Genomic DNA, 15,885 nt, shown 5'->3' on the forward strand with positions numbered 1-15,885 from the left:
ATCAGGAGGGTGCATGGAAAGCACCGCAATGAACAACCTGCTGGCAGGTAAGCGCTATTTGCTTTTACAAGGCCCAATGGGCCCCTTCTTTTCTGAACTGGCCGGCTGGCTGGAGGGTAAGGGACGCGAGGCCGTCAACGTTGTGTTTAACGGCGGTGACCATTTTTATTGCCGTCAGCGCTCAGTGCTGCACTACACCCAAACGCCAGCGCAGTTTGCCCACTGGCTTAAAGAAGTCTGGCAAACCTATCCCTTTGACACGCTGGTCTGTTTTGGTGATTGCCGACCTTTGCACCAGGCGGCACGCCAGTGGGCTAACGCAAAGGGACTGCGGTTTCTGGCGTTCGAAGAAGGCTATTTGCGTCCTCACTTCATCACGCTCGAGGTGGGTGGCGTTAACGCCTACTCTTCCCTCCCTCAGGAACCCGACTTTTATCGCCAGTTGCCGGAGATGCCGCCGCGCGTTATTCAATCGCTGAAACCCTCAACGCGCCTGCGATATTGGCATGCGACCTGGTATTACCTGATTGGCTGGTTTCACCAAAAACAGTACCCGCACTACCGGCACCACAAGTCATTCTCTCCGTGGTATGAGATGCGATGCTGGATCCGAGCGTGGAGGCGTAAGCATTGGTATGCCTTCAGCGAGCGACACGTGCTCCCTCGTTTACAAAACCAACTGGATAATCGTTTTTACCTGGCCATTTTGCAGGTCTACAACGACAGCCAGATTCGGCAACACAGCCCATATAACGACGTTCGTGAATATATTAATGATGTGATTTACTCTTTTGCGACCAAAGCACCAGCGACAAAGTTCCTCGTGTTTAAACACCACCCGATGGATCGCGGCCACCGTTTATATTCTCCCTTGATTAAGCATCTGAGTAAAAAATATGGGGTGCAGAATCGTGTGCTCTACGTGCACGACCTACCGATGCCGGAAATGCTGAAGCATGCAAAAGCGGTGGTGACGATTAACAGCACGGCGGGGCTGTCTGCGCTGATACACAATAAATCGCTGAAGGTGATGGGCGATGCCCTGTACGACATAAAAGGGTTGACGTATCAGGGACATCTGCATCAGTTCTGGACGGCGGGCTTTCGCCCGGATATGAAGTTGTTGGGTAAGTTTCGGGGGTATTTGTTGGAAACGACGCAGATAAATGAAGTATTTTACGGAAAACATAATGCCAGTGTGGAACAACCTAATCGGGTAAATGCCCATGCCTTTATCGCTGATAAGGCCGTCTCCACACATAGGAAAATCACTAAACAAAACTGACCTGAAGAAGGCGAAACTAGTACCGATTTACGTTTACTAACTCACTTAACTTTTTCAAATCATAAAGTTTTGCCATAGCCTCGGTTGTCACCTGTAACGGGGCTGATGATAAATAGCGACGCCAGCTTTGATAAGCATCCTGCCAGTCATCATTCAACTGTGCAAGCTCAGTCCTTAAGGCCCACCCCGAGGGCTCCAGAATCTCTTCTTTTGTTTTTAAATTCAACAATGCCGGTATTAAATGCCCGCTGAATCTTAACGCATTTGATAGGTCCTCGACGGCCTGCGAATTAGACAAGCTGTTTTTTGACAGATAACTCACAGCTAAATCCCATTTATCCAGCAACATACATATTTTCGAATAAAAATATTCACTACTTTCATCATAATGGTCAGGATTCAATTGCTCAAACTGTTCTCTGGCTACATCCATTTTGTCAAGATGACAGAGCGATGACATATAGTAGAACACATAAACAATGGGCAGAGATGCTATATCATGAGAAATAATCGAGAACTGCTCACACACGAGTTCCCACTCCTGTAATTCATAAAGCAAGGCTATTTTTTTGTAGACAATAAAGATATCGATACCTCGTAAAGACTCAGCCTTATTAATACAGTTCATTGCTTCTTCATACCGTTTCAACCCTGCATAAGCGTCGGACAAAACTAACAAGCAATAATACCTTTCACTCGACTGAATAGACTCTGGGTCAAGTAACTCAATAATATCTTTATACTGACAATTTGATAAAAGTGAAAATGCATTTAACAAATCATTGTTACCGCACTCCAACATTGAGTTAATCGGTAACTCATTATACCTCCCAGAATATAACAAACAGCAGAGATAATAATAAAAATCACCTGACTCTGATTTAACTCCTGATATTTTAAAGTAGTTAATTGCGGAGTTCCAATCCTGCCTTGCAAACATCAGCAATGCTTTTGATAAATACCATGAGGAATCGGCATTATCGCCACAAGAGGAAAATAGCATCTCAAGATATTTAGATGCAGCGTTTAATTTACCAGATTCTCGCAATACCGTTACATATAAAAGGCTGTCACTTAGAGAAACATTCGTATTTCTGGAAATATACTGTTCCCACCAACGTTCAGAGAGTGTGATCTGATGTGCATTTAATGACTGAATGGCATAGTCTCGCAAAATATTATCATCAACATAGTTATCAGGCATAGGTGCATCAAGTTTGATAATTTCGTCATAAACTCTCTGGCAGCAGTGTCCGTCGCGATAGGGGAACGTGGCATCAATACGTGACTGGATAATCGCATCGGGTTTTGCATCATTCTCTAACAACACCTCAAGGCTTGATAACAACGCCTCTTCAGTAGTGGCAACATCGCCAAAGCCGTGCTCCCGATAATCAAAATACCCTTTCGTGTAGGCATGACCACCGGAGAAGAAATCAACTTCATCAAATTGATAGTACAATGTAGGTTTGTTGATAACCGCCATTTCGAATGCGACCGATGAATAGTCGGTTATCATCATTGCTGCTTTCCCAAACAGGTTCTGAATACTACCGTCCTGGTGGGTAATTACCTCAATGTATTCCGGAACTTCAAACTTCTGAAGATATGGTTGTATATTTGCATGAGGGAAAAACACAACCTTATATTGATAACGTTCAACAAGCTCTTTTAATTTATCAGAATGTATAAAACTATACCAATGCAGCGCAAACTCTGTCTGCATAAATTTAGGATTATATGCTCTTTCATTACCCAAGGTAACAGCGTCACCAACGATGTTTTTACGCCATGTCGGCATAACTAAGATTAATTTCTCTGTATTATTAAATTTAATCAGTGAATCATGCCTTGGAAAACCAGTAAGAACAACTTCTTTTTCATTGTAAATATATCGAGAACCATCATTTACTATCGAGTTATATTCATATGGAGATACAGTCACTAAACAATCAATATTATCTTTATTATTAATCCATGTAGAAAGATCATCTTTTGTGACGCCATGTTGAAGGAATATACAATGCCTACCTTTTAACATATCATTACCAAGGTAGTTAGCCACATAAATATCTATATGCGAACTGATCACTTTCCTACAAGATTTCAGTGCATTAACATGTTCATCAGAGCCATATTCCAAGAGATGGAAACCTTCGTTCTTTAACCTATCCCAGTCATGTGAATCCTTTCTTAAAACAAAGAAAATATTTTTTTCAGGATGATTGTTCATCACATAGCGATAAAGATGCTCAGCATTATCATCAGCCTGCGAATCTCTATCAAGAAATACCCACGAAGATAAATATTTGCTTTGATTACCATAGAATGGAATCTTATTTTGAAAACAACTGACAACATCAACCATATTAACTGGTGTAGTATAATGCTTCCCTGACAGCGATATCCTTGTAGGAACATCAGATATTTGAATAAGCAGTTCCTTTGCCTCACCAACATTAACCCATAGTCTTCTTTCGAGAATAAATTCAAATCCAAGGAAATCATGACTAACAGTCTTAGTATACGCGGGAAGCACACTTACACCATCAAGTTGTATATTTTCAAAATCTTCACTTTTGCAAAAATATTTCAATTGCACCATATTTTTATATTTATCGTAGCGCTCCACATATACAATCTGGAAATCAGGATTTAGTTCTTTAAAACAAGAAAGCATGCCTATCTTTTGGTAAAACCAGCAACCAGCAAGATCAAAACGGTTAATTACATCAGGATCTATGAATTTGAAAACAGAAAATATATTTTGAATATATTCATTTTTCTCTTCATTTGATAAAAATGAAACCCGCTCTGCATGGTTAATGAGTCTTTTAAGATGCCAAATAATCAAGTAAAGAATTGTATTCTGAATAAAAACAGGCACATAGCCAAATTTTTCATAATATTCTTTTAGTAATGCCAGATAACCATTTCTGGTTACCATTGTAAACTGCCCAACCTGGTCCCAGGATAAATCTAAAGTAGAAGTGCCATCACTTCTCTTTCTATAGAGATATGTTGCTGTACTAACAAATGCCACTTTACCTGCTTGTTGATACATTAAATAGTCAGCAACAAATTTCCCATCCTCAAAATTAGGCTTGATCTCTGAATTATATTTCAGCCCATAATCATTTATAATTTTAGTTTTAAAGAAAGCAGAATTACAAAATAATTGAATGTGCTTATTGAGATTGCTTACATTTAATGAAAGATTTCCTTTAGAGTATTTAAAATTTAACGGATGAGAATCTTTTATTGATTTATTATTATCATGATAAAACACAACATTACATGAAACCATGCAGTATTGATCATCTCCTGCACTGACAAAAGAATCAACCTCATAGAAATAATTAATATCAACAAAATCATCGGGATCGATAAACGTCACCCACTCTGTTTTTACATGCTCAAGGCCCAGATTTCGCGCTGAAGCTTGCCCTCCATTCTCCTTTCGAAGATAGAGTATATTATCGGGGTACTTGCTCTGCCACTTCTTAATAATCTCCGCCGAATCATCGACAGAGCCGTCATCGACCATAATTAAATAAATATTTTTCTTGAAGTTTAGCTTCTGGTTAACTAAGCTTTTAAAGTAATCATCAAGGTATCGCCCAACATTATAAACGGCAGAAACGACAGTATATTCATAGTTGCCATCGACTTTCTTAGAATAGAGACCGCTGACCTTTTTTTTCTTTTTTGCGAGCATATCGCGAAAAAACAAACCTGGATTTTTCATTAATTTTTTTAACTTTTTATTTAACATCCATATTACCCTTTCTAAAATACTTTATTAACATATTTATTAGTGAGTCTTGATAATTCTCTACATTTTTTCTCGTCGATGTGAAATCATTAGCGCAAAATGAATGAGGGGCGCTGATGATTTTATATTTAAGCAACGCTAAATAACATCCCCTGGCAACAGGGGAGCGAATATTAAAATAATAACAGATATCTCTGGCAGGAATTGACTGCTGTTTAAAATACGAAAACCATGGGACTAAAAACGTTGCTAAATTCAGATCAAAATCAGTTCTGAATCTATTACATAAAAACCCATCAATTTCATTATAATATCCCCTCCAAACTTCTTCGAACATACTTTTCTTTAGTGGCACATAAGTATGGACCAACGGCGTCAACACTTCATAACCAAAGGTACATTTTAATAACTCACTAGCATGTATAGACGCGCTTAGCGTTGGGGTAGTCACGCCTCTATTTTTCATCTCTACAATATTTTTCCGTGATAAGAAAATAGAGGCTATTCCGTTACTTTTAAAAAAATGTCCCTTTGGCAATTCACGGGCAACAAAGACATCATCATTAAAATAGATAAAATGCTCTGACAGAGAGTCTATTTTATGAAGATGGGCTTCAATTACATGAGAGTTAAATGTTGGTAGATATTTTTCTGGAATAATATCTTTATGATCGACAACGATAACATTATCATATTTACCAACCCATTCAGGATATTGCTCATCAGTAACGATATAGATGTTATTAACCCAAGAGAGGTAAGTCAGCACACTTTTAACAGAAAAATAGAGTTCATTGTGATTGCTAAAACGAGCTTCATCTGTCGCGTATTGGCCATGAGAATCAACATTAACCGTTTTAAATCGTTTATATTTCTCTTGCCATTTAGGGTCTTTGTCATTCACCCATGTAAACACGACATCAATAGGAAAATCAGCATGCAGGATATTTTCCAATTGAAGATCGTGCCTGATTAGAATTGACTCTTCAACTTCCGGACATAATATTTCATTACGAATCACTGGATATTTTTTGTTAAAATAGTCCCGAAAAAATATGCCTGGAGAATGAATGAGCTTTGTCATCCTTTTCATCAATGATGATTGTTTCCTCATGCTTTAATCCTTTTAACTATCTGAATATTTCCTACTATGCTGATAAACCCTCGTCATCTCTATACCGATTAATAACATCATCGATGCTATTGCAATATTCAATCTCATTATCACGACCAACAAAAATTGCCGCATCACAATACTCTTTCAAACTATTCAAACTATGCGACACCATTAAAAAACTCGACTCTTTATGCCGCGAATTAAACATGTCCGCGCACTTCTGCTTAAATCTGGCATCACCCACTGCGGTAACCTCATCAACCAGATAATAATCAAACTTAAACGCCATACTTAAACCAAAACCCAGTCGCGAGCGCATCCCTGACGAGTAGGTTCTAATCGGCATATCGAAGTATTTCCCCAGTTCAGCAAACTCTTCGACAAAAGCGACCTTCTCTTTCAGTTCGCCTTTTTGTGCATACAACCGGGCGACAAACTTCACATTTTCACGTCCAGTCAGGCTTCCCTGAAAACCGCCGGAAAGGCCCACAGGCCACGAGATGGTACTGTTGGTGACGATCCTGCCGCTATCTGGTCGGTCTATACCGCCAATCATACGTAGTAGCGTCGATTTCCCCGCGCCATTGCGGCCAATAAGCGCCACGCTTTTTCCACTCGGCAGTTCAATATTGAGATTTTTAAAGACATAGTGCCGCCCCTGGGGCGTACGATAGGATTTGGTGAGATTCTCGATGCGGATCATGATGTCAACATAGCCTCTTCGCGCAGGCGATACAGCGCAAGCCCGATAAACAACATAAGCAAAGTGCAGAAGGCCAGATAAGGTAGACTCACCCCTTGGCTCACGTAACCCGCCACCACGCATTCGCGGCTCAGTTCAACGATATGCACAATGGGGTTCCAGAGGAGATAGGGCCAATAGTCACGCGGTACGGCGTGCAGCGGGAACATAATGCAGGAGACGAAATAGAGCGGTTTTATCAGGATAGGCAGAAACTTCTCCATTTCAGGAAACGTCTTCCCTATGACCATAAACACCATCCCTAGCCCACAGGAAAAGAGAATCAATAGCAACCACGTCACTACTAAGGTAATGAGTTGCGTGACGCTAAACACCTCACCGGCAATTCCGACCACGAGCATGAGGACAATATAGACGCAGGTGTAGATAAGGCTTTCGAGCAGCGCCCTTGCCAGGATTGTGTCGATCGGTTTTACCGGCCGATAATTAAATAGCCCCTGGTTCGCATCAATTGCGCTGATAGAGCGGGTGGCGATATGGCTAAAAAGAAAATAGGGGATAATGCCGTTTATCAAAAAAACGGGAAATGAAATATCCGGCATCGTGCGGTGCATAACAAAACCAAACACCGCAAGCATGACCAGCATATGCGCGGCAGGCTCAAGAATAGCCCAGCAGTAGCCTAACCGGTACTTGCCGAAACGCGTTTTGATCTCACGTAGAAATAGCGCGCAAACTGCTGCACGCTGGACATCGATACCGCTTCTGGCCATAAGATGTTGCTTCCATTCAGGCATGCTACCGCCCTGGCCTTATGCGACCGTAGCGAAGAGCAAAAATCATTGGGGATGGACATCTTCAGGGAGTGAATAATAGAGAGTGAAACACTAATTAAAGTGAATTATAAAAACCATAAATAAATACAACTACATCATTCCCTTGATGTATTCCAATGTGATAAATTGGAAAGTGGAATTTATCTTTTAATTGCCATCATGACCAGTAGTATCTTATTTAATTAAACTTAAATCATCATTAAGCGCATATTAAATAAAATACTTCATCTACAAATCAAGAGGTTGCTGGGGAATAGGCAACAATGAGAAATACGATTTTATAAAGTTATCATTCAATAATAACAACGGTAAAATAAAAACAAAGCCACTTATTATATTTTTAACTTGATGATAGCCATGATGAAATATTAACAGGGAATATAAAAACGGCACGGTACCGCGATGACACCGTGCCGGAAGGCTAATCGCCCATCAATCCTTTCACCAGTTCAACACAGCGCAGGAACCGAGAGTCATAGTCCGACTCTTCAACATGTACAAATTCGATATTGTTCTTTTCGAGCATCGAGACCAGCAAAGTCTGGAACTCCTTGCGATCAACCGAACTGCCAAGGCTGCGCAAACCATCGGCAACCCACGGCGTGTTGTTTTCCAGCAGGATAACCAGGTCGAAGCGATACTCATCGATCAGTGCCTGCACAAATGGATGCTCACGGCCTTCATACTTCTTACAAAATGCCTGAGTGCTGACAAAATCGGTGTCGATAAACGCGACCTTGTTAGCGTACTTCACCGCGAAGTCGATGTACTGAGCGTGCCCCAGGGCGATTTTGTCGTAGTCGGAATACTGTAGCGCCATCTCGTCACCGCCCAGGTGCGAAAAGACGTAGTCTCGCCCATATTCCCAGGCGCTGGTCGTGTTGAAAATATTCGCCAGCTTATTGACCAGCGTCGACTTACCGCTGGACTCCCCCCCGAGAATAGCGACCGTACGCACGAAGAACGGCTTCACTTCGGTTGGGATGTAATCCCAGTAGCGGAATGGGTTCTCACGAATCTGCGCCCCGCTGATGCTCATGAAAGTCCGTTTCGGGTCAATCAGCACCGTTTCAATCCCGAGATGCTCGAGGTACTGCGGCGCATCGGCCTCTTCAGAGGAATAAATCCAGTTGGGTTCGATACCCTTCTCTTCCATAAAGGTCTTTATGCCCGCACTCCATACGTCCCAGCCGTGCGGGTATGGCTCCATCCCCTCTTCATTAAAGGCGTGAATGCGGATGTTCTTCTGGTATTTAAAGGTTTGCAGTAACCAGCGCAGGCGGTCTGGTACGGTAGGCTGCTGCGACATGGCGCTATCTTCAAACAGCGCGCGGTCGCGCGTATCGTCATAGCCCATAATGATATGCAGTTCGTCCACCTGGCTACAGGCGCGTTGGATCAGATAGATATGACCGGTATGCAGCGGATAAAACTTACCAAACACCACGCCGATATTTTTCTGCTGGCGCGGAAACTCGAGCCCGAGAAAGCGGTGTAACGCTTCGAGTTTTTGCGCGCTGGGGCTCTTAATTTTGGCGTTGAGAAGCTGGCTTAAATAGCCCTTGGTCATGCCGCTGGCGTCTGCGACCTGCTGCAACGTACAGCCTTTCTGACGAATTGCGGTTTTGAGATAGTCGAACGACGACACAAGAGCCTCCTGCTGAATTGGGGTAAACCATCTACCCATTATACAAAAAACCCGGATGTACTCACGGTACTCTCCGGGGAAAGAGACCGGCGGCGCAATATGCCGCCAGGAATGAACATTAAAGTTCGTCGAAGACGTCCAGCGCGTCGGCGAGTTTCTTCACGCCAAAGACCTTCATGCCTTCCGGAATTTTCTTCGGTACGTTTGCCGCCGGAACGATAGCGCGACGGAAACCATGCTTAGCGGCTTCTGAAATGCGCTCCTGCCCACTAGGTACAGGACGAATTTCCCCGGCGAGCCCCACTTCACCAAAGACCACCAAATCCTGCGGCAGCGGCCTATCGCGCAGGCTGGAGACCATCGCCATCAGCAGCGCCAGGTCGGCGCTGGTTTCGGTGACCTTCACGCCGCCCACCACGTTCACAAACACATCCTGGTCCGCCATCTGCAGGCCGCCGTGACGGTGCAGTACCGCTAACAGAATCGCCAGACGGTTCTGCTCAAGGCCAACGGCTACGCGGCGAGGATTGCCCATCATGGAGTGATCCACCAGCGCCTGAATTTCTACCAGCAGCGGACGCGTGCCTTCCCATACCACCATTACCGAACTGCCGGAGGTGACTTCATCACCACGACTCAGGAAGATGGCGGAAGGGTTACTTACTTCGCGTAGGCCCTGTTCGGTCATCGCGAACACACCCAATTCATTCACCGCACCGAAACGGTTCTTATGGCTGCGCAGCGTACGGAAGCGCGAGTCGGCATCGCCGTCGAGCAGTACCGAGCAGTCGATACAGTGCTCAAGAACCTTTGGCCCTGCCAGCGAGCCATCTTTGGTCACGTGGCCGACCATCACAATCGCCACACCGCGCGTTTTCGCAAAACGAGTCAGATAGGCCGCGGTTTCACGCACCTGCGCCACGCTGCCTGGCGAGGACTGAATATCCGCCATGTGCATCACCTGGATAGAGTCGATAACCATCAGCTTCGGCTGCTCTTCTTCCGCTATCTGGCAAATCTGTTCGATGCTGGTTTCCGAAAGCATATTCAGGTTAGCAGTGGGAAGCCCCAGACGGTGCGCACGCATCGCCACCTGCTGTAATGACTCTTCACCGGTGACGTACAGCGTTTTCATCTGTTCGGCCAGCTTACACAGCGTTTGCAGCAACAGAGTTGATTTCCCCGCCCCAGGGTTACCGCCAATCAGGATGGCGCTACCGGGCACGACACCGCCGCCCAGCACGCGGTCGAACTCTTTAAAGCCAGTGGAAAAGCGCGGCAACTCTTCCAGGCTGATATCCGACAGTTTTTGCACCTTTGCGACGCCAGCATTACCCGCATAGCCGCTCAGGCGCTCGTTACGTGCGACCGTAGGGGAAGCCGCAACGCGCACTTCGGTGATGGTATTCCAGGCATGGCAGGCACTGCATTGCCCCTGCCAGCGCGGGTAATCCGCACCGCACTCATTACACACAAATGCGCGTTTAGGAGCTTTCGCCACGTTAACCTCTTTATTTCTGATTCATGCTGCCGGAGAGAATGCAGAACACCCCCATCAAATCGGCATGACGGATAGTGACTTCCGTCTGTTCATTCACTTTTGGTTTGGCATGATACGCAATCCCCAGCCCGGCTTTTTTGATCATCGGCAGGTCATTGGCACCGTCGCCAATCGCCACCGTCTGGGCATGCGGAATTTCATGTTTCTCAGCCAGTTGCAGCAGGGTTTTCGCTTTATACTGCGCATCGACGATGTCGCCAACCACTTCGCCGGTCAGCTTGCCGTCGCGAATACCCAGTTCGTTGGCAACCGCAGCGGTTAAACGCAGCTTATCGCGCAGGTGATCGGCGAAGAAGGTAAAGCCGCCTGAGGCAATCGCCACCTTCCATCCCAGCGTTTCAAGCTTGAGCACCAGTTGGGTCAGCCCCGGCATCAGCGGTAGCGTTTCGCGTACCTGACGCAGAATATCGGCATCAGCATCTTTCAGCGTAGCAACACGCTGGCGCAGGCTGGCGCTGAAATCGAGCTCACCGCGCATCGCGCGTTCGGTCACTTCCGACACCAGTTCACCGGTACCGGCCAGTTTGGCGATTTCGTCGATGCACTCAATCTGAATCGCCGTAGAGTCCATATCCATCACCAGCAGACCCGGCGTACGCAGGTGAGGGATTTTACCCAGTGGGGCAACGTCCAGACCAGCGTCGTGCGCCAGGCGCGTGGCGCGCGGCGTTAATGACCCTGCCAGGCGAATAACCTGATAGTCTTCAACACACCAGGCCGCCACAATCACCATCGCCGCCCCCAGCTTGCGCTGATAGGTGGTGAGGCTCGCTTTATTCAACCCGCGGCCGTACAGCAGCCAACCGCTGCGACCGGCGTGATAATCCAGCGGCATAACTTCATCGCCACTCAGGGACAGCGGCAATCCAGGCCACAGGGAGACATCTTCTGACAGATCGCACCAGGTCAAACTATTTGGCATTGCAGCTCCACTCTTCTCTACACTTCATCCTTCAAGCTGCCTCTGCGTGGCTGCACTCGCTTGCCGCGTTACTCGGCTTACAGCCTCGCCCCTTCGGGGCCAGCGCAAGCGCTGTTCAATATGCTAAAGCATGTTGTGATGCAACTTGAATGATTTTGTGTATCTATTAAGCCCAGGAAAATAACGCATGAGGCTACCTTGTAACCAGCGCTTCTGGCAACATTAAGCTGTAAATTTTCAAAGGTGGAATATGGTTCGCGCAAAACTGAAATTTCGACTGCATCGCACCGCGATTGTCCTGATCTGTCTCGCTCTGTTGGTGGCATTGATGCAGGGTGCCTCCTGGTTCAGTCAACAAAGCCAGAAACAACGAAATCCGCAGCTGGAAGAACTGGCCAGGACCCTGGCGTTTCAGGTCTCGCTGAACCTTGCGCCGATGATGAAAAGCGAAACGCCGGACGAGAAAAAGATCGGCCAGTTACTGAAACAGCTCACCGACAAAAGCCGTATTCTGGACGCTGGGGTCTATGATGAGCAGGGTGACCTGATCGCCCGCGCCGGGGAACAGGTCGATCTCCGCGACCGTCTGGCGCTGGATGGCAAAAAAGCGGGCAGCTATTTTAATCAGCAAATCGTTGAGCCTATCCAGGGGAAAAACGGCCCCCTCGGCTACCTGCGCCTGACGCTGGATACCCACACCATTGCCACCGAATCCCGTCAGGTAGATAACACCACCAACATTCTTCGCCTGATGCTGCTGCTGTCGCTGGCTATCGGCGTAGTGCTCGCCCGCACGCTGCTGCGTGGCAAACGTACCCGCTGGCAGCAGTCGCCGTTCCTGCTTACCGCTAACAAGCCGGTGCAGGACGAAGATAAAGATTAATCAGAAAAGGAAATCGCTATGTCAACGCTGCGCCTGCTGCTTTCAGACTCCCACGATCCGTGGTTTAACCTCGCCGTGGAGGAGTGTATTTTTCGCCAGATGCCCGCCACACAGCGGGTGCTGTTCCTGTGGCGCAACGCAGATACGGTCGTCATTGGCCGTGCGCAGAACCCGTGGAAAGAGTGCAACACCCGGCGCATGGAAGAGGACAACGTTCGTCTGGCTCGCCGCAGCAGCGGCGGCGGCGCGGTGTTCCACGACCTCGGCAACACCTGCTTCACCTTTATGGCCGGTAAACCGGAGTACGATAAAACTATCTCCACGGCCATTGTGCTCGAGGCGCTCAATTCGCTGGGCATTACGGCCGAGGCTTCCGGGCGTAACGATCTGATTGTGAAAACCGAGGAAGGCGACCGTAAAGTCTCCGGCTCCGCCTACCGGGAGACCATCGACCGTGGCTTCCACCACGGTACGCTGCTGCTCAATGCCGATCTTAGTCGTCTGGCTAACTACCTGAACCCTGATAAAAAAAAGCTTCAGGCTAAGGGTATTACTTCGGTGCGTGGACGCGTGGCGAATCTGGTTGAGCTGCTGCCCGATATCACCCATGAACAAATCTGCGAAGCCGTCACTGAGGCGTTTTTCCGCCACTACGGCGAGCGAGTCGAAGCTGAAATAATCTCCCCGGATAAAACACCGGATCTGCCGAATTTTGCCGAGACGTTTGCGCGTCAAAGCAGCTGGGAGTGGAATTTCGGCCAGGCCCCGGCGTTCAGCCATCTGCTGGACGAGCGTTTTACCTGGGGCGGCGTAGAGCTGCATTTCGACGTAGAGAAAGGCGTCATCACCCGCGCGCAGGTGTTTACCGATAGCCTGAACCCCGCACCGCTGGAAGCGCTGGCCGCGCGTTTACAGGGCCGTCAGTATCGTGCAGACGTGCTGCAGCAAGCCTGTGAAGCACTGGTTGTGGAGTTTCCGGAACAGGAGAGTGAGCTGAGGGAGCTGGCGAATTGGCTAGTAGGAGCGGTACGCTAAGAACATTGCCGGATGGCGGCTACGCCTTATCCGGCCTACAACAGATTGTCGGCCCGGTAGGCGAAGCGCTACCGGGCACAGCACAATCTTAAGCTTTATCGCCCAGCAGAACAGATTCCAGCGCGATTTTGATCATGTCGTTGAAGGTCGTCTGACGTTCAGCGGCAGTGGTCTGCTCGTGAGTACGGATATGGTCGGATACGGTGCAGATGGTCAGCGCTTTCGCACCGAATTCTGCTGCCACGCCGTAGATACCCGCCGCTTCCATTTCCACGCCCAGGATGCCGTATTTTTCCATCACGTCGAACATGGTTGGATCTGGGGTGTAGAACAGGTCAGCGGAGAAGATGTTACCTACGCGAGCATCAACGCCCAGCGCTTTAGCTGCATCAACCGCATCACGCACCATGCCGAAATCAGCGATAGCCGCGAAGTCGTGATCTTTGAAGCGCAGACGGTTCACTTTGGAGTCAGTGCATGCGCCCATGCCGATAACCACGTCACGCAGTTTCACATCAGCACGTACTGCGCCGCAGGAACCCACGCGAATGATTTTTTTCACGCCGAAGTCGGTGATCAGCTCTTTGGTGTAGATGGAGCAGGATGGGATGCCCATACCGTGACCCATGACGGAGATCTTACGGCCTTTGTAAGTCCCGGTGAAACCTAACATGCCGCGAACGTTGTTTACTTCGCGCACATCTTCGAGGAAAGTCTCAGCAATGTGCTTCGCACGCAGCGGGTCGCCCGGCATCAGCACAACATCAGCGAAATCGCCCATTTCAGCGTTAATATGTGGGGTAGCCATCGTAATTTCCTTTATTTTTCAAATAGACGAAGGGCGGGAATCCTCCCGCCCAAAGAATCACAGCATGTTTTTACCGTACGCCATTGGGGACGTACCGAAGTAAGTCGCCAGCGTCTGGCCAATATCCGCGAAGGTTTCACGGTGACCCAGCGAACCCGGTTTGACTTTCGGGCCGTAGATCAGCACCGGAATGTGCTCGCGGGTGTGGTCAGTACCGGTCCAGCTTGGGTCGCAGCCGTGGTCAGCGGTGAGGATCAGAATGTCATCTTCACCTACCAGCTCCATCAGCTCCGGCAGACGACGGTCGAACAGTTCCAGACCCGCAGCGTAGCCCGCGATATCGCGACGGTGGCCCCATGAAGAGTCGAAGTCAACGAAGTTGGTGAAGACGATAGTCTCATCACCCGCTTCCTTCATCTCTTTGATGGTGGCGTCAAACAGCGCATCCAGGCCAGTGGCTTTCACTTTTTTGGTGATACCGCAGTTGGCATAGATATCTGCAATCTTACCGACGGAAACCACGTGACCGTGCTTTTCATCAACCAGTTTCTGCAGAACGGTCGCCGCCGGTGGCTCAACGGCCAGGTCGTGACGGTTACCGGTACGCTGGAAGTTACCCGCTTTGTCACCCACAAATGGACGCGCGATAACACGACCAATGTTGTAGCCGCCTTCGGTCAACTCTTCACGCGCGATTTCGCACAGCTCGTAAAGTTTATCCAGGCCGAAAGTCTCTTCGTGGCAGGCGATCTGGAACACGGAGTCAGCAGAGGTATAGAAAATCGGCTTGCCGGTTTTCATATGCTCTTCACCCAGTTGATCGAGGATCACGGTACCGGAAGAGTGGCAGTTGCCGAGGTAACCCGGCAGGTTGGCACGCTTAACCAGTTTATCCAGCAGTTCCTGCGGGAAGCTGTTTTCGTGGTCGCTGAAGTAGCCCCAGTCGAACAGAACCGGCACGCCGGCGATTTCCCAGTGACCAGACGGCGTATCTTTACCGGAAGAGAGCTCATGCGCCCAAGCGTATGCACCCACCACTTCCGCGTTGCCGTCCATGCCGGCAGCAATTTTGCCGGTTGAACCTTCATGTGCTTTCACCAGACCCAGACGAGTCAGGTTAGGCAAATTCAGCGGGCCCTTACGGCCATTGTCAGCTTCGCCTTTGGCACAGGCTTCTGCAATGTGGCCCATCGTATCTGCGCCGACATCGCCAAAGCGGTCCGCGTCTTCCGTTGCACCAATCCCAAAGGAGTCCAGCACCATAATAAATGCACGTTTCATCTTGTTCTCCATACATCTTGCGCTGCAAAAA

General features: G+C 47.8%; 12 protein-coding genes. 3 read left to right on the forward strand and 9 right to left on the reverse strand.

Going from position 1 to position 15,885, the window contains the following annotated elements:
- Positions 1–13 precede the first annotated feature (13 nt).
- The gene (locus V6940_RS12380; RefSeq protein WP_333496060.1) at positions 14–1,285 is read left to right on the forward strand and encodes a capsule biosynthesis protein; all 1,272 of its coding nucleotides are present in this window, start codon (positions 14–16) and stop codon (positions 1,283–1,285) included.
- 16 nt (positions 1,286–1,301) lie between these two features.
- Here V6940_RS12380 and V6940_RS12385 read toward each other — a convergent pair whose 3' ends face one another.
- The 7 genes from V6940_RS12385 to serB all read right to left on the reverse strand — a co-directional run bounded on the left by V6940_RS12385 (position 1,302) and on the right by serB (position 11,847).
- Positions 1,302–5,060, reverse strand: a complete 3,759-nt coding sequence (locus tag V6940_RS12385) for a bifunctional glycosyltransferase/CDP-glycerol:glycerophosphate glycerophosphotransferase (RefSeq protein WP_333496061.1) — start codon at positions 5,058–5,060, stop codon at positions 1,302–1,304.
- Entirely contained in the window at positions 5,050–6,153 is a 1,104-nt protein-coding gene (locus V6940_RS12390) for a stealth family protein (RefSeq protein ID WP_333496127.1), read from the reverse strand. The genes V6940_RS12385 and V6940_RS12390 overlap by 11 nt, the downstream gene beginning before the upstream one ends.
- 55 nt (positions 6,154–6,208) lie before the next feature.
- Positions 6,209–6,880 carry an ABC transporter ATP-binding protein gene (locus V6940_RS12395; protein WP_333496062.1) on the reverse strand — a complete coding sequence of 224 codons (672 nt, stop codon included), beginning with the start codon at positions 6,878–6,880 and terminating at the stop codon, positions 6,209–6,211.
- Positions 6,877–7,653: an ABC transporter permease gene (locus V6940_RS12400; protein WP_333496128.1), complete on the reverse strand. Its 777-nt coding sequence runs from the start codon at positions 7,651–7,653 to the stop codon at positions 6,877–6,879. Before V6940_RS12400 ends, V6940_RS12395 begins: the two co-directional genes overlap by 4 nt.
- A 484-nt stretch (positions 7,654–8,137) precedes the next feature.
- Positions 8,138–9,364 carry a multifunctional transcriptional regulator/nicotinamide-nucleotide adenylyltransferase/ribosylnicotinamide kinase NadR gene (gene nadR / locus V6940_RS12405; protein ID WP_185668260.1) on the reverse strand — a complete coding sequence of 409 codons (1,227 nt, stop codon included), beginning with the start codon at positions 9,362–9,364 and terminating at the stop codon, positions 8,138–8,140.
- A gap of 118 nt (positions 9,365–9,482) precedes the next feature.
- Positions 9,483–10,865 (reverse strand): DNA repair protein RadA, encoded by a 1,383-nt coding sequence (gene radA, locus V6940_RS12410; RefSeq protein WP_035894570.1) that lies wholly within the window; start codon positions 10,863–10,865, stop codon positions 9,483–9,485.
- Positions 10,866–10,875: 10 nt separating this feature from the next.
- Positions 10,876–11,847 (reverse strand): phosphoserine phosphatase, encoded by a 972-nt coding sequence (gene serB / locus V6940_RS12415; RefSeq protein WP_185668259.1) that lies wholly within the window; start codon positions 11,845–11,847, stop codon positions 10,876–10,878.
- A 250-nt stretch (positions 11,848–12,097) separates the two neighbouring features.
- Here serB and V6940_RS12420 point away from each other — a divergent pair, with 250 nt between their 5' ends.
- Complete coding sequence (locus V6940_RS12420) at positions 12,098–12,730, forward strand: YtjB family periplasmic protein (RefSeq protein ID WP_333496063.1); 633 nt, start codon at positions 12,098–12,100, stop codon at positions 12,728–12,730.
- Positions 12,731–12,748: 18 nt separating this feature from the next.
- The gene (lplA, locus tag V6940_RS12425; RefSeq protein WP_333496064.1) at positions 12,749–13,765 is read left to right on the forward strand and encodes a lipoate--protein ligase LplA; all 1,017 of its coding nucleotides are present in this window, start codon (positions 12,749–12,751) and stop codon (positions 13,763–13,765) included.
- Between the two features lie 88 nt (positions 13,766–13,853).
- Here the strand turns inward: lplA and deoD are convergent, their stop codons facing one another.
- Complete coding sequence (deoD, locus tag V6940_RS12430; protein ID WP_035894565.1) at positions 13,854–14,573, reverse strand: purine-nucleoside phosphorylase; 720 nt, start codon at positions 14,571–14,573, stop codon at positions 13,854–13,856.
- Between the two features lie 57 nt (positions 14,574–14,630).
- Entirely contained in the window at positions 14,631–15,854 is a 1,224-nt protein-coding gene (gene deoB, locus V6940_RS12435) for a phosphopentomutase (RefSeq protein WP_333496065.1), read from the reverse strand.
- Positions 15,855–15,885 lie beyond the last annotated feature (31 nt).

Source organism: Kluyvera sp. CHPC 1.251 (genome assembly GCF_036759945.1).
In the GTDB taxonomy this organism is placed as follows: domain Bacteria; phylum Pseudomonadota; class Gammaproteobacteria; order Enterobacterales; family Enterobacteriaceae; genus Kluyvera; species Kluyvera sichuanensis.